At 46.7% G+C, this 19,494-nt stretch carries 17 protein-coding genes and 1 riboswitch; of the genes, 8 read left to right on the top strand and 9 right to left on the bottom strand.

The genetic code is table 11. The features are described 5' to 3' along the window. The first annotated feature begins 13 nt into the window (after nt 1–13). Nucleotides 14–754 carry a substrate-binding periplasmic protein gene (locus K5L93_RS11570; protein ID WP_220719981.1) on the top strand — a complete coding sequence of 247 codons (741 nt, stop codon included), beginning with the start codon at nt 14–16 and terminating at the stop codon, nt 752–754. Here the strand turns inward: K5L93_RS11570 and thiH are convergent. The 9 genes from thiH to K5L93_RS11525 form a co-directional block, all read right to left on the bottom strand. Further along, entirely contained in the window at nt 751–1,863 is a 1,113-nt protein-coding gene (gene thiH, locus K5L93_RS11565) for a 2-iminoacetate synthase ThiH (protein WP_220719980.1), read from the bottom strand. The two genes, K5L93_RS11570 and thiH, sit on opposite strands and share 4 nt — an antisense overlap. Before the next feature lie 12 nt (nt 1,864–1,875). Beyond that, nucleotides 1,876–2,643 (bottom strand): thiazole synthase, encoded by a 768-nt coding sequence (locus K5L93_RS11560; protein ID WP_220719979.1) that lies wholly within the window; start codon nt 2,641–2,643, stop codon nt 1,876–1,878. Between the two features lie 11 nt (nt 2,644–2,654). Next, complete coding sequence (gene thiS, locus K5L93_RS11555; protein WP_016402001.1) at nt 2,655–2,858, bottom strand: sulfur carrier protein ThiS; 204 nt, start codon at nt 2,856–2,858, stop codon at nt 2,655–2,657. Further along, nucleotides 2,855–3,640 carry a HesA/MoeB/ThiF family protein gene (locus K5L93_RS11550; protein WP_220719978.1) on the bottom strand — a complete coding sequence of 262 codons (786 nt, stop codon included), beginning with the start codon at nt 3,638–3,640 and terminating at the stop codon, nt 2,855–2,857. The genes thiS and K5L93_RS11550 overlap by 4 nt, the downstream gene beginning before the upstream one ends. Nucleotides 3,641–3,666: 26 nt before the next feature. Then, entirely contained in the window at nt 3,667–5,193 is a 1,527-nt protein-coding gene (gene thiE, locus K5L93_RS11545; RefSeq protein WP_220719977.1) for a thiamine phosphate synthase, read from the bottom strand. Then, nucleotides 5,183–7,120, bottom strand: coding sequence for a phosphomethylpyrimidine synthase ThiC (gene thiC, locus K5L93_RS11540; protein WP_246615041.1), 1,938 nt, complete (start codon nt 7,118–7,120; stop codon nt 5,183–5,185). Before thiC ends, thiE begins: the two co-directional genes overlap by 11 nt. 107 nt (nt 7,121–7,227) lie before the next feature. Beyond that, a riboswitch (TPP riboswitch) is annotated at nt 7,228–7,342 on the bottom strand. Nucleotides 7,343–7,731: 389 nt separating this feature from the next. Next, nucleotides 7,732–8,274, bottom strand: a complete 543-nt coding sequence (locus tag K5L93_RS11535) for a polysaccharide biosynthesis/export family protein (RefSeq protein ID WP_220719976.1) — start codon at nt 8,272–8,274, stop codon at nt 7,732–7,734. Between the two features lie 14 nt (nt 8,275–8,288). Continuing rightward, nucleotides 8,289–9,476 (bottom strand): outer membrane beta-barrel protein, encoded by a 1,188-nt coding sequence (locus K5L93_RS11530; RefSeq protein WP_220719975.1) that lies wholly within the window; start codon nt 9,474–9,476, stop codon nt 8,289–8,291. Between the two features lie 186 nt (nt 9,477–9,662). Next, nucleotides 9,663–10,559 (bottom strand): 1,4-dihydroxy-2-naphthoate polyprenyltransferase, encoded by an 897-nt coding sequence (locus K5L93_RS11525; RefSeq protein WP_246615040.1) that lies wholly within the window; start codon nt 10,557–10,559, stop codon nt 9,663–9,665. A 132-nt stretch (nt 10,560–10,691) separates the two neighbouring features. On the opposite strand from K5L93_RS11525, the gene K5L93_RS11520 reads away from it, so the two are divergent. From K5L93_RS11520 to K5L93_RS11490, 7 genes are all read left to right on the top strand, one after another. Then, nucleotides 10,692–12,014, top strand: a complete 1,323-nt coding sequence (locus K5L93_RS11520; RefSeq protein WP_220719973.1) for an isochorismate synthase — start codon at nt 10,692–10,694, stop codon at nt 12,012–12,014. After that, on the top strand, nt 12,007–13,737 hold the full coding sequence (menD, locus tag K5L93_RS11515) for a 2-succinyl-5-enolpyruvyl-6-hydroxy-3-cyclohexene-1-carboxylic-acid synthase (protein WP_220719972.1): 1,731 nt from the start codon (nt 12,007–12,009) through the stop codon (nt 13,735–13,737). Before K5L93_RS11520 ends, menD begins: the two co-directional genes overlap by 8 nt. Further along, nucleotides 13,727–14,530, top strand: a complete 804-nt coding sequence (gene menH, locus K5L93_RS11510) for a 2-succinyl-6-hydroxy-2,4-cyclohexadiene-1-carboxylate synthase (protein ID WP_220719971.1) — start codon at nt 13,727–13,729, stop codon at nt 14,528–14,530. The genes menD and menH overlap by 11 nt, the downstream gene beginning before the upstream one ends. Beyond that, nucleotides 14,514–15,359 carry a 1,4-dihydroxy-2-naphthoyl-CoA synthase gene (gene menB / locus K5L93_RS11505; RefSeq protein ID WP_220719970.1) on the top strand — a complete coding sequence of 282 codons (846 nt, stop codon included), beginning with the start codon at nt 14,514–14,516 and terminating at the stop codon, nt 15,357–15,359. Before menH ends, menB begins: the two co-directional genes overlap by 17 nt. A gap of 217 nt (nt 15,360–15,576) precedes the next feature. Next, nucleotides 15,577–16,497, top strand: coding sequence for an o-succinylbenzoate synthase (gene menC, locus K5L93_RS11500; RefSeq protein WP_220719969.1), 921 nt, complete (start codon nt 15,577–15,579; stop codon nt 16,495–16,497). 413 nt (nt 16,498–16,910) lie between these two features. Then, nucleotides 16,911–17,903 carry a D-xylose ABC transporter substrate-binding protein gene (xylF, locus tag K5L93_RS11495; protein ID WP_220719968.1) on the top strand — a complete coding sequence of 331 codons (993 nt, stop codon included), beginning with the start codon at nt 16,911–16,913 and terminating at the stop codon, nt 17,901–17,903. A gap of 66 nt (nt 17,904–17,969) precedes the next feature. Further along, nucleotides 17,970–19,493: a xylose ABC transporter ATP-binding protein gene (locus tag K5L93_RS11490; RefSeq protein WP_220719967.1), complete on the top strand. Its 1,524-nt coding sequence runs from the start codon at nt 17,970–17,972 to the stop codon at nt 19,491–19,493. Nucleotide 19,494 lies beyond the last annotated feature (1 nt).

Below are 19,494 nucleotides of genomic sequence, written 5' to 3'. Positions count from 1 at the left end.
GATGAGGACTCTCATGAAGTTACTCGCAGTTTTCTTACTAATTATTAGCTCTGGCCTGTGCCAAGCGAAAACCATCGAAATACAAGGTTTTGTTTTTCCTCCTTACATCATGCTTAACGATCAGGGTAAAGCCGAGGGCATTATTGTTGAATTAGTTCAGCGAAGTTTAGACAAACTTAATGTTGAAGCCGACTTTCAAATCAGCAACTGGGCACGCGCATTTGCTAAAGTAAAAAGCCACCAGAGCCAAGGCTTAATTCCCACCATGCGAACCGCTGATCGTGAGGCTTATTTCTACTACCCCGACACAGCATTTTTATTGCTAGACCAGCATTTAATCGCACAAAGCTCATGGCAAGAAAGCCGCTTTTCCGGTGACTACGCAGAGCTCGACGATTACCGCATTGGCAAGGTGCGTAATGCCCGCATATCACCAGACTTTGACCAGGCACTTAGCGAGCAAGTATTCGACGTAGAGAAACACAATAGTGTAGAAGGATTGGTGAAATCATTATTGCGTGGACGGCTAGACATGATTGCAACCGACAGCCGACAAGCTCAGCTAATTGCGACTCAGGAAGGCCAGGCCGAAGCAATTAAGCTGATTAAACCGGCCTTGGGACAAGTACCGGTGTATCTAGCCTTTAGTAAGCAACAAGTAGATCAAGAGTTTGTAGAGCGATTTAACCAACAACTTAAGCTGCTACTTGAGCAAGGGGCTCTAGAACAGCTAGAAGCAAAATATTTGCATTAGCCTAGTACCCGATCCCAATCTTTCCACACCACTTGATAACCAGCTTGCTTTACCGCTTCGGCGACCACTTCTGGGCGGCGTTCATCGCTGATTTCAAATTGTTCTAAGGCTTTCTGGCTGTCGTCTGCATAACCACCAGGTTGAGTGCTCGAAAATGCACTCATGCTGGTAATGCCAAGTGGAATTGCATGATTGCGGAAGTGCTCAGACTCACGGGTAGATAGCGACAGCTCAACATCTGGGTTAAACAAACGGTAAGCACAAATTAGTTGGACTAGTTGTTTGTCGGTCATCACCGATTTTGGCTGAAAACCGCCTTCACAAGGGCGCAAACGAGGAAAAGAAATTGAAAACTTACTCCGCCAATATTTGCGCTCTAAATATTGCAAATGAGCAGCCACGTAAAAACAGTCACTGCGCCATTCATCCAAACCAATTAGTGCGCCAATGCCCATTTTGCGAATACCGGCTTCACCTAAGCGCTCTGGAGTTGCAAGGCGAAAATCGAAATCGCGTTTTTTACCCTTAGGATGAACCTCGGCATAACGGTGGCGATTATAGGTTTCTTGATAGACCATCACCGCATCTAAGCCAAGGCTAATCAGCTCTTGATACTCGTCTTGTTCAAGTGGCTGAACTTCCATAGAAACATGAGAAAAACGCGCTTTAATTCTTGGCAGAACTTGGCGAAAGTAATCCATACCCACTTTACGTTCTGACTCACCGGTAACCAATAATATGTGGTCAAAGCCAAGCTGCTTAATAGCTTCTAGTTCAGCGTCTAACTGCGCCATATCTAAGGTGACGCGACGAATCTTGTTGCCCATAGAGAAGCCGCAATAGTCACAGACATTGCTGCACATATTGCTGAGATATAAAGGGATATAGAATTGCTGAGTTTTGCCAAAGCGCTGCTGGGTTAAACGCATGCTGCGCTGCGCCATAGGCTCAATATATGCTTCAGCAGCCGGTGAAATAAGCGCCTGAAAATCATCAAGGTCCAACTTATCTTTGGCCAGCGCGCGCTCTACATCAGCAGCGGTTTTACTGTTAATCGCTAAATGAACAGCAGCGTTATCGTATTGGGCAAGTTGCTCGGCAAAACTCATGATGTTCTCTATTTACAAAGTATCTAAAAAAGCCGTTAACGGACTCGATGCCTCGGCGTGACGAAGCTCTGCGCCTAAACCCGCAAGGTAAGCGCTACGCCCAGCTTCAACCGCTTGAGCAAAGGCTTTAGCCATGGCCACCGGATCTTTTGCCACGGCCATCGCGGTATTAACCAACACCGCATCTGCACCTAATTCCATAGCCAGTGCAGCATCTGATGGCGCTCCAATTCCCGCATCAACCACTACCGGTACATTGGCTTGCTCAATAATAATCTCTAAGAAATCGCGGCTACGCAGACCTTTGTTGGTGCCAATAGGCGCGCCTAAAGGCATCACTGCAGCACAACCAACATCTTCAAGGCGTTTGCATAATACTGGGTCAGCATGTACATAAGGCAACACCACAAAACCTTGCTCCACTAGCTTCTCTGCTGCGGCTAAGGTTTCGATAGGATCGGGCATTAGGTACTTAGGATCTGGATGAATTTCTAATTTTAGCCAATTGGTGCCCAGGGCTTCTCGGGCTAATTGGGCAGCAAATATTGCTTCTTCTGCGTTACGTGCCCCCGAGGTATTAGGCAATAGGTTCACCCCTGCTTGAATAAGCGGAGCCAGAATATCGTCTTGCTGATCTTGCGCATCGACACGTTTCATCGCCATAGTAACCAGCTGGCTACCGCTGGCTTGAATACTTTGGCTCATTAACTGTGGGGTCGCAAATTTGCCAGTGCCGGTAAACAAACGGCTGGTAAAACTCTTATCTGCAATCTTTAACACAAGGCTTCCTCTTATCCGCCAGCAATGGCGCGAAATACTCTTACTTTGGCTTGGTCTGCCAGCTTGGTGCTTGCCCATTCGCTGCGAGTCACAATGTTGCCATTAAGCACCACCGCAATGCCTTCGGGTGCTTGCTGGTGTAATGCCAATAGCTGCTCAATGTTGAGCTCAGCATCAAGCGACTGTGCTTGACCATTAAATTCAATATTAATCATGATATTTGTTTATCTTTTCCACATACCGGACAGTTTGCATCGGCGCTCACTTTAAGGTGAAACCATTCAAGGCTATGCGCATCAAAGCTGGAAAAACGACCGAGTTGGGCAGAAGGAATGCCCGCAATCAACTTAATCGTTTCTAAGGCTTGCAAGCTACCAATGGTGCCTACAACTGGACCAAGAATACCGGCATTACTGCAGTTGAGTTGCTGTTCACTGGCATTAGGAAACAAGCAGTGATAGCAGCCTTGCTTTGCCTGGCGAAAATCAAACACCATTAACTGTCCATCAAAGGCTACCGCCGCTCCGCTAACTAGTGGCACTTTGGCCTTAACACAAGCTTGGTTTACCGCATAACGGGTAACGATGTTGTCACTGCAATCAAGCACTACATCGGCTTGAGCCACTTCCATGGCCAGCAACAGCTCATCCATTTTACGGTTAACGGTTCGCACCTGAATGTTTGAGTTTAGAGCTTGCAAATGCTGCTTAGCCGCCACGACTTTAGGCTGTTTAATATCGTCTTCTCGGTACAAGACTTGGCGCTGTAAATTAGAGCTGTCTAGTTCATCAAAATCTGCCAACACTAATTTGCCAACACCAGCCGCAGCCAAATACAAAGCGGCAGGCGCGCCCAATCCGCCCATGCCAACCAGCAATACCTGCGCACTCTTTAACTTGAGCTGCCCCGCTTCACCAACATCCTTAAGTAACAGATGGCGGCTATAACGAAGAACTTCTTGATCGCTTAAGGTTGATTGCTTGCTGGTTTGGCTCATAGTGCTTCCTAATGCTGACTGGCTATTTATTGGCTAACAATGGCTTCTAGCTCAGCAACTGCCGCAACCGGATCGGCTGCTTCGGTAATTGCCCGTACCACTGCCACACTGCCCACACCACATTGCCAAACTTGTTTCGCTCGAGGCAAGTCGATGCCTCCAATGGCTACCAAGGGATAGTCTTGCATCAACTGAGCATAACGGCTGAGTTTAGCTAAACCTTGCGGCTTAGATGGCATATCCTTGGTTGTAGTAGGGAAAATGTGTCCAAGTGCAATATAACTTGGTTGCAGCTGGCTAGCACGTAGCAATTCAAAATAACCATGGGTACTAATGCCCAAACGCAAACCTGCGGCAGCAATTTGTTGCAAGTCGGCCACTTCTAAATCTTCTTGGCCTAAATGCACACCATAAGCACCATGCTTAACCGCCAGTTGCCAGTAGTCATTAATAAACAAACGCGCTTGATGTTGATGCCCTAAATCAATGGCCCGTTTAACATCAGCTTCAACCTCAGCATCAGCTTTGTCTTTAATCCGTAGTTGAATGGTTTTAATGCCCATATTTAACAAGCGCTCAATCCATTCAACACTGTCTACAACAGGATAAACACCCAGCTGATTAGTGTCACAGCGCGCAAAAGGCACAGCCTCTGGCCAAGACTCGCTTAAGCCAAATTGCTTACCCAATTCGGTTTGTGCCGACTCTACCCGAGGGAAGTTTACCCGCTCTATAGGCCAACCAAGATGGGCTAGATTGCCACGTCCAGTAACTTGCTTTAGGCCTTGATAAACATAGGCTTTAGCAATCACCAAAGCGTCTTCCATGAAAAAATCATGCGCTAAGGCAGAAGCTAAGGCAGAGGCTAAAGTACAGCCGGTACCATGGGTATGCGGTGCGTCAATCAACTCGCTCGACAATACAATTTCACGCTGGCCGTCGGTGAAGTAGTCCAAAGCTACTTTGGGGGTTAACGCTAAGTGCCCGCCTTTAGCCCAAACCGCTTTAACGCCCTGCTTAAGCAAAGCTGCACAAGCTTGTTTTAGCTCGGCCACACTGTTTAACGCCACGCCACTTAAGGTTGCTAGCTCTGAGGCATTAGGTGTTAGCACATCGGTTTGTGCCAATAGTACCGGTAAGGCTTGCATTAGGTCATCCAAGGCTAGGTTTGCCCCTGAACTAGCAACTAACACTGGGTCACACACCACCAACGGAGGCTCGGCCCAAGTCGCCTTGTAAGTGGCAATTTTATCTGCCACAACACGCACTAATTCTGCACTGCCCAGCATGCCAATTTTAATCACTTTGGCGGGATTAGTAGCCGCAAGCGCATCTAGCTGCGCCGCTAACAATTCAGGCGAAGACGGCTCAATCGCCGTTACTCCCTTAATGTTTTGCGCAGTAATAGCAGTTACTGCGGTAGCGCACTCCACCTCAAGATCATGGGCAGTTAACAAGTCAGCTTGCAAGCCTGCACCCGCACAACTATCGCTACCTGCGATAGTCCAAATTTGCGGGCGCAAACCTTCAGCGGTTTCCAGCTTAAACTTCATCGCTGGTCTCGGCGCGCAGTGGCGAGTGGTAAATCTCGGCACCTTTGTTTCTAAATTCAGCAGATTTTTCTGCCATCCCCTCGGCCACAAAACCTAAATCGGCCAATGGTTCGTCAATCATCTTAATTTCCAAGTCTTTGGCATAATCACGCACTTCTTGAGAAATTTTCATTGAGCAGAACTTAGGTCCACACATTGAACAGAAGTGAGCCACTTTAGCCGACTCTTGCGGTAAGGCTTCATCGTGGTAGGCTCTGGCAGTGTCTGGGTCTAAGGCTAGGTTAAATTGGTCTTCCCAGCGGAACTCGAAACGCGCTTTACTCATCGCATTATCACGAATTTGCGCGCCAGTATGGCCTTTGGCTAAATCAGCCGCGTGCGCAGCGATCTTGTAAGCAATCATGCCTTGCTTCACGTCTTCTTTGTTAGGTAAACCTAAGTGCTCTTTAGGGGTTACGTAACACAACATGGCACAGCCAAACCAACCGATCATTGCCGCACCAATACCTGATGAGAAGTGATCGTAGCCAGGAGAGATGTCGGTGATTAATGGACCAAGCGTATAGAATGGTGCTTCATGACACTCTTCTAATTGCTTTTCCATGTTCTCTTTAATCATTTGCATTGGCACATGGCCAGGGCCTTCGATAATCACTTGAACATCGTATTCCCAAGCCACTTTTGTTAGCTCACCTAGGGTTTCTAACTCAGCAAACTGGGCTTCATCGTTGGCGTCGGCAATCGAACCAGGACGCATGCCATCACCTAGCGACAGTGATACATCGTAGGCGGCACAAATTTCACAAATCTCACGAAAACGCTCATACAAGAAGCTTTCTTTATGGTGGGCTAAACACCACTTAGCCATAATTGAGCCACCACGCGACACAATACCAGTAACTCGCTTGGCGGTCATTGGTACGTAACGCAGCAATACACCGGCGTGAATCGTGAAGTAATCCACCCCTTGCTCGGCTTGCTCAATCAGTGTGTCGCGGAACACTTCCCAAGTAAGGTCTTCGGCAACGCCGTTCACTTTTTCTAAGGCTTGGTAGATAGGCACGGTACCGATTGGCACAGGAGAGTTACGAATCACCCATTCGCGGGTTTCATGAATATAACGGCCAGTTGATAAATCCATCACCGTATCGGCGCCCCAACGGCTTGCCCATACTAGCTTTTCAACTTCTTCTTCAATCGAAGAGGTTACCGCTGAGTTACCAATGTTGGCGTTCACTTTAACCAAGAAGTTACGACCAATAATCATTGGCTCGGCTTCGGCGTGGTTAATGTTAGACGGAATAATCGCCCGACCGCGTGCCACTTCATCACGAACAAACTCACCAGTGATGTGCTCTGGCAATGAAGCACCAAAGGAATGGCCTTTTTGTTGCTCGGCTAACAGCTCCTCACGGATTTTGTCGCGGCCCATGTTTTCACGAATAGCAATGTACTCCATCTCTGGGGTAACGATGCCTTGGCGAGCATAGTGCAGCTGGGTGACAGTTTTGCCTAGTTTAGCTTTGCGTGGCGTTGGTAGGTTTTCGAAACGAATATGATCAAGGCCTTCATCTGCCAAGCGCTGCTGCGAGAAGTTAGAGCTTAAACCTGCTAACTCTTCAGTATCGCCACGCTCTTCAATCCAAGCTTTACGCAGTTGTGGCAAACCTTTATGTACATCTAACTCTGCGTTTTCGTCAGTGTAGATACCAGAAGTATCGTAAACACGTACCGGCTCGTTAGGCTCAAAGGTAGGTTCTTCTTTGGTGCCGCCAACTAAACTGTCAGACAGATTAATTTGGCGCATGGCTACTTGGATATCGTCACGACTTCCCTGAATATAGATTTTTTCTGAATTTGGAAAAGGTTGGCCTTGCAGGTTATTAATGTATTGTTCTGCTGCAGCTCGAGTTTCGCGTCTTGACATGACTGGCCTCTAAATAAAAATTTAAGTAATGAGGCTTGTCGGATGTAGGAAAAGTAACCAAATGTTAGACCAAGAGTGCATTTTTACACTAGTGGTAACAGAAGGAATTGATTACTTATCTTGTTCCCTGCGCAGGCATTATCCTGATCAAGTTATACGGATCCCACACAACGTAGCTTAGCTAACCGTGGTCTCAGCCTTTCGGCACTCCGACAAGAGAGCCGAGTATAGGGCTGATAAAACTAAACCACAATAGTGATATTAAGAAAGCCAATGATGATATTCGCTATTTTGCTTAAAACTAGACTAGGGTCTGTTGATCTTTGGTGTTGAAATTTTGTTCGAGATAAGCGGGCTTTAATCGCGGCGAGCACTTAGAAGCCTAGTGGGCTAAGCAAGAAGTGCTTAACAAAGAGTAAAGTTCGCTTATCCGAACCCTTCGGGCAGCATTTATTAGCCATTTATTCAGCGTTAGCGAGTGATTATTAAGCCCACTTAACTGCACACTCACTGCCTTGCCTAAATGGCTAATAAATTGCTGCAAAAACCATCAGCAAAGATCAACAGACCCTAACAATTAGATAGGCATTTGGCCTAAGCCAACAATGGGGTTAGAAGAAACTTTGCGGAATATTAAGAACATCACCAGCAGAAACACGATCTTCAAGGCTCACTCGCTCGCGCTCATCGGGGGTGGCGCCTTCTGCTTGAATCGTGATTTTGCTTTTACCGGCCCGCTCAGTAAACCCACCAGCAAGGGTAATTGCACGATTTACCGTTAAGCCAGGTTGATAAGGGTAGGCGCCGGGGCGAGCAACTTCACCATTAATAAAAAAGGGGCGGTATTCAACCATGGTAACTTGCACCATCGGGTCGACTAAATAGTCACCCTTTAGGCCATTTTGAATACGTAGCTGCAATTCAGTAAGCGTAAGACCGCGTACTTTTATTTCACCCAAAAATGGGTAACGAATAAAGCCATCGTCAGATAAACGGGTTTCCAAGCTAAGCTCAGGTTCACCGTAAACACTTACTCTGAAGGTATCGCCAGCCGCCAAACGGTAATTACTCACCGTTTCTGCATGTGTAGAAAAACACAGCACGCCGACTAATAAAACTAGTCTTAATTTAAGGCGCGCAATGTGTTTTCGCATAACTTAATCCTTGATCATAAACTCAGTCTCAATTTAAGACTGGTAACTTGCTTATCATAGGTAACGGCCTGAAGCGTAGAATCTTTATCTCTCCATAGCTGCCAGAGTGAAATTTCTAGCCAACGACGGAACTGGTAACTTACGCCAACTCGGCCTTCATAAATTTTATCTTGGCGAGTAATGCCCTGATAATCATTATTGTCGTACCCCACGGTTAGGTAAGTGGCCAAGCGCTCTTGCCAGTAATGCTCCCAATCTAAGGTGATATTGGTATTGTCGATAACATCGCCGCCTTGCTCCGGTGCCTTGGCTTGGCGTCCCCCTTCAATACTGAAAGTGGAGTATGAACGAGGCGACCAATCGGCAGCTAACGACCAACTTAAATCGCTAAATTTTTCACGCTCTCCTTCTTTAAAATCACGTTGCTGCCAACCAACTTTTGCCCGCCCTTTAGTTTTTCCGGTAATCGCCCAGTCTCCACCAACAAAACCCAGTAAGTCGTTAAAGTCTCGACTGGCACCGCCAGGCTCAGTGGTTTTGTAGTCGCTTTTTCCCGCTTTAAGTTCAGCCAACAAACGGGTGGCCGACGATACTCGATAAAAGAAACGTGCGCTGCCGTCGAGAGCATTGCGATCGCGATACTGGGTAACTTCGCGAAAGTTTTGGTAATCCAGCTGGCGAGCATTGGCTTCTAACTCAATCTGCGCCGTTGCACTCTTAGCGCCAAATCCATATAAACCATGGCCCCAATGCAAGTTATATTGCACAGGTTCGTCAATTACACCACCTACACCCGCAGAAATACCTTCACCACGTTGATCATGATTACGACGAAAATCGTAGCGTAATTTAGCCCGATGACGCGCGCTAAAGTCCCATTCGCCGTTTAAACGTAAGTGGTGATCGATAAAGTTATCTTCTGAGCTGTCAAAATACTCGCCCCACACCAAGCGATATGCTGCATAATAAGTGCTTTTTTCTTGTTCAGAAATCGCCGCAATGGCTGGCGAAACGATGGTTCCCCAGGAAGATATTTGATTGCTATTACTGTTAGTAAGGTTACTGTCGTATAAACCCATTATTTCAATACTGGGTACAATTCCTACTCCGTCTGCACTATACCACTTGGCAGGCTGCATGTCGGCCAAACTTGGGCCTGCAATTGCTAGGGCTGGCAGCAAGATGGTCCCTATCTTGCGCATCGATAATCCTCCAAAACATCTGTAGCTACCTTAGCAAAGGCCAAGGACTAGGCTCAACGCTTTTTATCCACCTGGCGTAGATTAAATGCGAATATTGTGTGTCATTTGGCGATAAGGCTTTAGCAGCTGTTGATCTTTCGAGCTGATTTTCGCGAGCAAAACTTTACCGCGAAAACTCAACAACCCCTAATAATGAAACTGCAAACCAAGACTAAACAACAAGGCGATAAAAAAACTTAGTTTGGCGGTGAGCTGCAATTGCTTGTCCAATAGCTGATGCTGGCGCTCCAGCATAACGGTTTTAGTTACCTTCATAAGAGCTAAAGCAGGCAACAAACACAACCAAGCGAAACTAGCGCTACTTTGCCAAATAACAAAGCTGGCAAATAACAATAAAGCCAGCACCACTAATACTAAATGGTAACAACGGGCATTACGCTCACCTAAGCGCACTGCCAAAGTCAGCTTTCCGGCAGCCTTATCAGGAGCAAAATCACGGAGATTGTTTATGTTAAGCACCGCCGTGGCTAACAAACCATTGGCTGCGGCTATCATCAGTACCGGCCAGCCCAGAGTTTGCGTATGCAAATAATAAGAGCCCAATACTCCCAGTAAGCCAAAAAACAAAAATACACTTATATCGCCAAAGCCACGATAACCGTATGGCCGAGCTCCCATGGTGTAGGCCATAGCCGCAACAATCGACAGCCCACCCAAGCCCATAAACCCTAACCAAGCCTGTAGATTGCTGCCCAAACTTACTGCCAGTAGCGCAATACCACTTAACACTGCCAGCAGGGCAACCAGCGTAATTGCCCGAAACATTTGCTGCTTAGTCAATAATCCAGCTTGAATCGCGCGAGCCGGGCCCACTCGAGTGTCATCATCAACACCACTTACCGCATCGCCATAATCATTGGCTAAATTGGAAAGAATTTGCAGCAACAAGGCCGTTAGCAAGGCCAGCAGCAATACTGGCCAAGCAAAGCGTCCCTCAGAATATGCCAGTGCAGAACCCAAAATTATCGACGCGCTCGCTAAAGGCAAGGTGCGTAAACGCGCCGCATGAAGCCATGATTTCAAAGTAATATTCAACATTAAGATAAGAACTTAGCGCCTATTATTGCTCAGCATCAAGGCTGAGCCAAATCTGACTATAAACTTGTAACAAAAACAGCTACATTGAACCAGTGTCATTGAGCAGGAATAGTTAAGGTGAGACTCACTGCTAGCCAGTTTAAAAATGCGATGGACCAGCTTAGGCTATTGCCGCAGCAGGGGTTTCAGCAGGTTTGTATAAAGCTGCCAAAGCTCGAGCTTCTCGCCTGGCTTAACCAACAACAACACACCACCCGCGGTTACTGGAAAAACAAACGCCAGCAACAAGTTGCCTTTGTGGGTGCGGCTAAGTCGGTACTCGATTTGGAGCAACTGCAATCGGTGTGTGACCAACTAGACCCACACAATAACCAGCTGCGCTTTTATGGCGGCATTGCCTTTGCTCGGCAAAGCGCCCTGTGGTCAAGCTTTCCGCATCGCCGCTTTATTCTGCCCCGCTTTGAAATTCGTTGTGACGGCGAATATACCCGGTTGTTCATCAATGCTAATTTTGAACATCAACCAGAGCTAGAGTATCAGCGCATCGAAAAGGCCTTTGCTGCCTTAAAACCAGTACAAGCCCTGCAACACACACAACTTAAAGCCTTGTCTCGCCAAGACCAACCCAGTCGCGAACAATGGCAGCACTTGGTTAAGCAAGTCACCAGCGAAGATTTTCAACAACACACCGCCAAAGTGGTGCTGTCTCGGCAAACCAATTTGCAACTAAATGCCGAAATAAACGCTTTTTCTTTGCTACAACAATGGCAACAAAAAGAACGGAACTGCTACAGCTTTTTATTTCAGTTTGATGGAGTAACTAGCTTTTTGGGCTGCAGTCCCGAGCGTTTGTATTCTCGTGAAGGCAGCCAATTGGTCAGTGAAGCCTTAGCCGGCACTGCGCCGCGTGGAGAAACTAGCGAGCTAGATGCTCAACTGGGCGAACAGCTATTAGAAGACGCCAAAAATAAGCTAGAAAACCAACTGGTAGTGGATGATTTAACCCGCCGCTTAAAAGAGCTAAGCCTGCATGTGCGCACCTTAGATAATCTAGAATTGCTAAAGCTAGATAGAGTGCAGCATTTAAAACGGCGGATTCAGGCCCGCATTAGCCCTGCCTTAGATGACCGCTCGTTATTGCAAGCCTTACACCCCACCCCTGCAGTAGGTGGCTTGCCACGTTCTTCTGCGGTGCAATATATTCTTAAAAACGAAGGCTATGCCCGTGGCTGGTATGCTGGCGCAGTAGGCTGGTTAAGCGGTGCGCAAAGCGAGTTTTCGGTGGCCATTCGTAGCGCCTTAGTTACTCCGCAACATTTAAGTACCTTTGCTGGTGCAGGCATTGTGGCAGGCTCACAAGCCGAGCAAGAATGGCAAGAGCTTAACCACAAAATCGCCACGGTATTGCAGCTGGTAGATAAGGACCTACTCCTTGATTAAAAACATTAACATTGCCTGGGCTGAGTGCTTAATAGAAGATTGCATTCGCCACGGCATTGAACACTTTTGTATCGCCCCCGGCTCTCGCTCTACGCCATTAACCCTAGCGGTGGCTAAACACCCTAAAGCCACTAGCCATTGCCACTTTGACGAACGCGGTTTAGGCTTTTTTGCTTTAGGTTTAAGTAAGGCTCGCCAGCAAACTGTCGCCATTATTACCACCTCGGGCAGTGCGGTTGCTAACCTTTACCCGGCGGTGATTGAGGCAAAGCAATCAAACATTCCATTGTTAGTGCTTAGCGCCGATCGGCCACAGGAGCTGGTTGCTGTTGGAGCTAATCAAGCCATTGAACAGCAGGGAATATTTGCCAACTACCCGGTATATAGTGGCCAACTAGCCGAACCCAGTGTTGATGCTTCACTCGCCAATATGCTTAGCGAGCTGGGGCATGCCTTAGCGCTGCAGCAACAAACACCTGGCCCAGTGCATTTAAATTGTCCTTACCGTGAACCCTTCTATCCTGAACAAGCTAAACAAGATTTAACTGCGCTTTATAAGCAACTTGAAGCTTGGATAAACAGCGGCTCGCCCTATTACCAACAACATCCTAATAGCTCCCAGCCTGTCGTTAGTCAGCAGTGGTCAGAGCTAGTCGAAAAGTCCAAAGTATTGGTAATAATAGGCCAGCAAACCGCCGAGCAAAGCCAAGCCATTATAACTTGGGCGCAGCAAGCAGGCTGGCCAGTAGTAGTCGATTGCCAAAGCCATTGGCAAACCGCACAAGAGGGTGCTGGGCTGATTCAACACGCTGAGTTATTACTCGCCAACTCGCGATTTACCGAACAAGTACAAGCCGAACTGATAATTCAGTTTGGCGGCAAGCTGGTGTCGAAACGCCTCAACCAATGGCTGGCCAAGAGCTCAGCAAAGTATTATTTAATTGATCAATCAGCGCAGCGGGTAAACCCCGGCCAAAGTATCCAGCAGCGCTGGCAATGCAGCGCCAAAGCTTGGCTACACGCTCATCCGGTTAAGGCAAGCCCCACTAGCCAACAGTATCTAGAGCGATGGACCCAAGCTCAACAAGCCATTAGCGAGGAGGTTAATGCTGCCTTACTCGATTACTCCGAGCTGGCAATATGCGCACAAATTTCGGCACAGCAAAAACCACAATCAGCCTTGTTTATGGGCAATAGCATGGTCGTGCGTTTGTTTGAACTACTTGGCCAACCTTGCCAAGCGGAGCATTACTTTGCCAACCGCGGAGCGTCGGGCATTGATGGTTTATTAGCCACCAGCGTAGGAATTGCCGAAGGTCTGCAACAAGCATGTACTTTAGTGATTGGCGATACCTCGTTATTGCATGACTTAAACTCCTTAAGCCTTGCCGCTAATAGCCAGCAAAATCTAGTGATAGTGCTGTTTAATAATAACGGCGGTGAAATATTTAACCTATTGCCTGCGCTATCAACAGGCCCGCAGGATCAACAGCTAAGCAAACAGTATTATCAGTTACCTCATCAGGCCGACTTTGCCGCCGCCGCAGCCACCTTCAATTTAGCTTATCAACAGGTGGTAAATTTCGAACAATTCGGCCATGCTTTTGAGCGTGCACAGTACCAAGCCGGAGCCAGCTTGATTGAAGTCTGCTTTACTCCAGGCGATGCCAGTGCGCGTTATCAATCTTTAATTAGTCAGGTAGCCAGCCACGATGCACTTTAGCGTTTATGGACAAAGCCAACATCCCTGTTTAGTTTTTTTGCATGGATTTCTAGGTAGCGGTAGCGACTGGCAAGCGCAAATTGCAGTGCTTAGCCAGCACTACTATTGTGTAACCGTAGACATTGCCGGCCATGGCATGAGCGCCCAGCAGCGGCTTAAACCACGCAATGCCTTTAAAGATTTTAGCCACCAGCTCACCGCATGCTTAAAGCGCCTTAAAATCGCCCATTACCATTTAGTGGGTTACAGCCTAGGAGGCCGCTTAGCGCTGCAACATGCTTTACTCGCCCCCAAAGGTATTGAACGATTAGTTATCGAATCTGCCAATACTGGTTTAAGTGATGAAGATGCACGCCAACAACGTTTAGTGCACGACAACCGTTGGGCAGACCGCTGGTTAACAGAGCCCCTGGATACGCTAGTCAACGAATGGTACCAACAAGCGGTATTTGCCAACCTTAGTAGCGAGCAGCGGCAGCAGCTTATTCAACGCCGCCAACATCAAGACCGCCAGGGCATTGCCGCAACGTTGCGCGCAACCAGCTTGGGTTTGCAGCAAGATCTGAGTCGGCAGCTTGGTCAATTAAAAATGCCGCTAGATTTTATTGGTGGAAGCCTAGACAATAAATACCAAGCGCTAGCCAAACAGCTACAACAAGATTACCCACGCCTTAAATGTCACATCATTGAAGGCGCTGGGCACAATTGCCATTTTGAACAACCGACACTGTTTCTCGAACAACTGTCCAGTGTCCTAAATAATGATAGAGAAGAGAATGACCCAAATAGATAGCTCAGCAGTAACTTGGCAGGATGCCGACAATGGATACGAAGATATTCGCTACCATAAGTCCGCCTGCGGCATCGCCAAGATCACTATTAACCGCCCGCAAGTTCGCAACGCATTTCGTCCTTTAACGGTTCAAGAGATGATGCATGCCTTAAATGACGCCCGCATCGACCCAGAAGTGGGTGTGATTATTCTTACTGGCGAAGGCGAACTGGCTTTTTGTTCTGGCGGCGATCAATCGGTACGTGGTGATTACGGCGGCTATAAAGATGACCAAGGGACCCATCACCTAAATGTATTAGATTTTCAACGCCAAATTCGTACCTGCCCTAAACCTGTGGTAGCCATGGTAGCCGGTTACGCTGTAGGTGGTGGCCATGTATTACACATGATGTGTGACTTAACCATTGCCGCCGACAACGCCAAATTTGGCCAAACTGGCCCTAAAGTAGGCTCTTTTGATGGTGGCTGGGGAGCCAGTTACATGGCGCGCATAGTCGGCCAAAAGAAAGCGCGCGAGATTTGGTTTTTATGCCGCATGTATGATGCGCAAGAAGCACTTGATATGGGCTTAGTGAACACCGTAGTGCCGTATGCAGATCTTGAAAAAGAAACCGTGCAGTGGTGTCGTGAGATGTTGCAAAACAGCCCTATGGCTTTGCGCTGTTTAAAAGCTGCACTCAATGCTGATTGTGATGGCCAAGCTGGTTTACAAGAACTCGCGGGCAACGCCACCATGCTGTTCTACATGACAGAAGAAGGCCAAGAAGGTCGTAACGCCTTTAACGAAAAACGCCCGCCTGAGTTTAGTAAATTTAAGCGTAATCCTTAACGGCAATGGTGAAGGGCAGAATCCTCGTATGCTTTAGCGAGTATTCTACCCCACTCTTCATTTAACCTAGTCCACTCGCACCACTCAACCAGCTTAAAAACACCCACTAAAGCATAATAATAAATCGCATATTTGCTATTGCGACTGCTCTGTACAAAGTGATAGATTTGCAGAGTGATGAGTGCTTCATCACTTCTAGTATTTGAGAGGTCTCAGCATGCTCTGTAACTGGCAAAGTGCTACCTTAAGTCGCTATACCCAAGCATTTGTTGACCCCATACAGCTTGGTTCTCTAAAACATAAGCAACGCCAAGGTCTTTACCTCGAAATTCGCTTTCGTGATGGCCGCTTGGGACGTGGAGAAATAGCCCCACTACCCGGATTTAGCGAAGAAACATTAGCGCAAGCAGAGCAGCAAATTACCGACTACTTACAAGGGCATGTTCAGCGTAAGCTGTATCCAAGTGTTGCCTTTGGTATCGACTGTGCGATGGCAGGGCTACCACTAAGTACTCCCATTGTTTCTGGCTACCCGCTACTTAACGGCGATTTCGCTCACTGCCAACAAATTCTGGACTCTCAATCTGGTCATCTAGCCAAGCTTAAAGTGGCTCGCCAATCCCCCAAACAAGATCTAGAACTAATTCAACAATTACAACACAGCTATCCTGATTTACAGCTACGTTTAGATGCAAACCGAGGCTGGATATGGAACCAAGCTATTTTTGTTTTAGAGAGTATCGATCTTAGCCGCATCGACTATATTGAAGAACCGCTAATGAATAGCCAACAATGCGAGTTGTTAGCTCAACGCACTGGCGTAGGCATTGGCTTAGATGAAACCCTACAAGACAGCAGCTACCGCTATCATTACTTCGAAGGTTTGCGCTGCTTAGTCATTAAACCGAGTTTACTTGGCCCTTGGCGAACCTGTGCCAGCATTATCGACCAAGCACAAGCTAACCAAGTAAGTTGTGTGCTTAGCTCAGCTTACGAAAGTGCGTTAGGTTTGCAGTGGATCAACGCCATCGCCAAACAATACACCCCAGGGCAAGCTCCAGGTTTAGATACGCTAAAGGCATTTAGTGAGCAAGCGGCTCAAATTGAGTTAATCGGCGAGTTTCAACATCACAGCTAATGTGAGCTTTACCTGCGTTTTAAGTGAAACTAAAGCTTTCACTTAAATCTCTTTGTGGAAAATGACAATATCTTTATTTTCAGCAGCTTATTACAAAAATTTCAAATCTTCTTCCACCGCCCTTTTATTAATTTTATTATCAAATTAATAAAATATAAGTAAAAGTGTGACTCAACTATAGTGCCAAGTTTTAGTAATTCTTAAAAAACGCCCGCCAAAGGAAAACGTTTTCTTGAGACTTGTCACATAATGACATTTAATGTGAATAAACATTATAGCTGTACAAAAAAGCATCATTGGTGAGTATCCAAATTGAGCCTAATCTGGTTGACGAGGAATGAGTTTTTGGGATTACCTCTACACCCTACAATTAGCTAAAAATAACAAAAAGCTATATAGCAAGGAGCCAAAACATGAAAAAGCTGATCACTCTATTGTGCACAGTCGCGTTAGCCGTTTCCGCCCCAGCATTTGCCAAAACCGTAAAAATCGGCTTGGCCATCGATGATCTTCGCCTAGAGCGCTGGCAAAAAGACCGAGACTTTTTTGTTGAGAAAGCCGAAGAACTTGGTGCCAAAGTGTATGTTCAATCGTCCAACAGTAATGAAACCGCCCAGATTTCTCAAATTGAGAACATGATTTCTCGTGGCGTAGACGTACTAGTGATAATTCCCTATAACGGAAAAGTATTGTCTAATGTGATCGCCGAAGCTAAATCTGAGGGCATTCAGGTACTGGCTTATGATCGCCTAATTAACAATGCCGACATCGATTTTTACTTATCTTTCGATAACGAAAAAGTAGGTGAACTACAAGCCGAAGCATTAATTAAGCACAAAGCCGATGGCAACTTTTTTCTAATGGGCGGTTCGCCAGTTGATAACAACGCGAAGTTGTTCCGCCAAGGGCAAATGAACATCCTACAGCCACTGATCGACAAAGGTGATATTAAAGTAGTAGGTGACCAATGGGTTGATGGCTGGTTAGCCGAGAATGCCCTAAAAATCATGGAAAATGCCTTAACTGCTAACGACAATAACATCGACGTAGTTGTTGCCTCTAACGACTCTACTGCAGGTGGTGCTATTCAAGCATTAGACGCACAAGGGCTAGCTGGTAGGGTATATATCTCTGGTCAAGATGCCGATTTAGCCGCCAGCCGCCGCGTAGTAGCCGGTACCCAAACCATGACCATTTACAAGCCAATTAAACTGCTCGCCACCACTGCAGCAGAGCTGGCAGTGCAAATGGGCAACGGCCAAATGCCAGAGTCGAACTCTAGCTTAAACAACGGTACTAAAGACGTACCTTCTTACCTACTTACGCCAATTCCTGTAGATAAATCGAATATTGATCAAACCGTGATTGCCGACGGCTTCCACAGCAAAGCAGACGTATATCAGTAAGCGCTATTTACTACGCAGTAACAAAAGGGCGGGGCCATCGCCTCGCCCTTTCTATTAGGAGTTAAGATGAGCCAAAGCAGCTTATTGATGATGTCTGACATCGTTAAAAAATTCTCCGGAGTGATTGCGCTTAATGGGGTAAGTTTCAACTTAGAACGTGGCGAAGTTGTCTCGCTTTGCGGCGAGAACGGGTCTGGGAAGTCCACCTTAATGAAGGTGCTAACCGGCGTTCATCCCCATGGTAGTTATGAAGGACAAATTATTTATAAAGGCGAACCGCTTGTTTCGCGCAATATTCGCGATAGCGAGGCAAAGGGCATTGCCATCATTCACCAAGAGCTCACGCTGGTTAAAGAGCTGTCTATTTTAGAGAATATTTTTCTTGGTGCCGAAATCACCAGTTATGGGGTACTTGATCACAGTGCCATGTTTAAGCAAACCGAAGATTTGCTTAAACGGGTAAAACTAGATGTTTCACCCGACACGCTTATTCGAGAATTAGGGGTTGGCCAACAGCAACTGGTAGAAATTGCCAAAGCCTTATCTAAAAAAGCCGAAGTATTAGTGCTGGATGAACCTAGTGCGCCTCTAACAGAATCCGAAACACGGGTGTTGTTAGACATTGTTAAACAGCTACGCAGTGAAGGCGTAAGTTGTGTTTACATCTCTCACAAACTCAATGAAGTAAAAGAGATATCTGACCGAATTTGCATCATTCGCGATGGTGAACATATCGGCACTCAAAACGCCAACATCATGAGCACCGACGACATAATCAGCATGATGGTGGGCCGTGAACTTAAACAACTGTTTCCTCGCGAAGAGCATCCTATTGGCGAAGTGATCCTCAAGGTTGGGCCGGTTAATGCCCAATTAAGCAAGTCGTCCAATCTTAAACAAGTAGACCAAGTGAGTTTTAGTCTACGTAAGGGTGAGATTTTGGGCGTAGCTGGTTTGGTGGGTTCGGGCCGTACCGAACTTATGCAGTGTTTATTTGGTTCTTACGAAGGCATTTATCAATGCCCTGTGGAGCTAGATGGAAAACCGATAAAAATTCGCCACAATCGCGATGCTTTAAATCACGGCATTGCTATGGTGCCCGAAGATCGTAAACGCCATGGCATTGTGCCAATTATGGGAGTAGGCCAAAACATTACCCTAGCCGGTTTAAACATGTTTAGTGGCTTAGGCCAAACCGTCAATGAATCAGCTGAACAAACAGCCATTGAACAATCCATTCAACGCCTTAAAGTAAAAACAGCGTCCCCAGAGTTGGCCATAAAAAGCCTAAGTGGAGGCAACCAACAAAAAGCCATTTTAGCCAAATTCTTATTATTACAACCGCGTATTTTGATCCTTGATGAACCCACTAGAGGCATCGATGTAGGGGCAAAATATGAAATTTATAAGTTGATGTATCAATTGGTTAAACAAGGGATCAGCATCATTATGGTGTCCTCCGAATTGCCGGAAGTATTAGGCATTAGTGACCGAGTATTAGTGATGCATGAAGGTAAATTGAAAGGCCTTCTAGACAATCAAAACCTGAGCCAAGAAATGGTGATGGACTGCGCGTTGGCCGAGGAGTAAC

Origin of the sequence: Agarivorans litoreus, from assembly GCF_019649015.1 — a bacterium.
GTDB classification, from domain to species: Bacteria; Pseudomonadota; Gammaproteobacteria; order Enterobacterales; family Celerinatantimonadaceae; genus Agarivorans; species Agarivorans litoreus.
Note: the sequence above shows the minus strand (reverse complement) of the source record. Positions and strands in the feature narration are given on the sequence as shown.

What these genes read in the sequence shown, in the direction of transcription:
- K5L93_RS11570 (WP_220719981.1), top strand. Translation starts at nt 14, where the DNA reads ATGAAGTTACTCGCAGTTTTCTTACTAATTATTAGCTCTGGCCTGTGC.
- thiH (WP_220719980.1), bottom strand. Translation starts at nt 1,863, where the DNA reads ATGAGTTTTGCCGAGCAACTTGCCCAATACGATAACGCTGCTGTTCAT.
- thiS (WP_016402001.1), bottom strand. Translation starts at nt 2,858, where the DNA reads ATGATTAATATTGAATTTAATGGTCAAGCACAGTCGCTTGATGCTGAG.
- K5L93_RS11550 (WP_220719978.1), bottom strand. Translation starts at nt 3,640, where the DNA reads ATGAGCCAAACCAGCAAGCAATCAACCTTAAGCGATCAAGAAGTTCTT.
- thiE (WP_220719977.1), bottom strand. Translation starts at nt 5,193, where the DNA reads ATGAAGTTTAAGCTGGAAACCGCTGAAGGTTTGCGCCCGCAAATTTGG.
- thiC (WP_246615041.1), bottom strand. Translation starts at nt 7,120, where the DNA reads ATGTCAAGACGCGAAACTCGAGCTGCAGCAGAACAATACATTAATAAC.
- K5L93_RS11535 (WP_220719976.1), bottom strand. Translation starts at nt 8,274, where the DNA reads ATGCGAAAACACATTGCGCGCCTTAAATTAAGACTAGTTTTATTAGTC.
- K5L93_RS11530 (WP_220719975.1), bottom strand. Translation starts at nt 9,476, where the DNA reads ATGCGCAAGATAGGGACCATCTTGCTGCCAGCCCTAGCAATTGCAGGC.
- menH (WP_220719971.1), top strand. Translation starts at nt 13,727, where the DNA reads ATGCACTTTAGCGTTTATGGACAAAGCCAACATCCCTGTTTAGTTTTT.
- menB (WP_220719970.1), top strand. Translation starts at nt 14,514, where the DNA reads ATGACCCAAATAGATAGCTCAGCAGTAACTTGGCAGGATGCCGACAAT.
- menC (WP_220719969.1), top strand. Translation starts at nt 15,577, where the DNA reads ATGCTCTGTAACTGGCAAAGTGCTACCTTAAGTCGCTATACCCAAGCA.
- xylF (WP_220719968.1), top strand. Translation starts at nt 16,911, where the DNA reads ATGAAAAAGCTGATCACTCTATTGTGCACAGTCGCGTTAGCCGTTTCC.
- K5L93_RS11490 (WP_220719967.1), top strand. Translation starts at nt 17,970, where the DNA reads ATGAGCCAAAGCAGCTTATTGATGATGTCTGACATCGTTAAAAAATTC.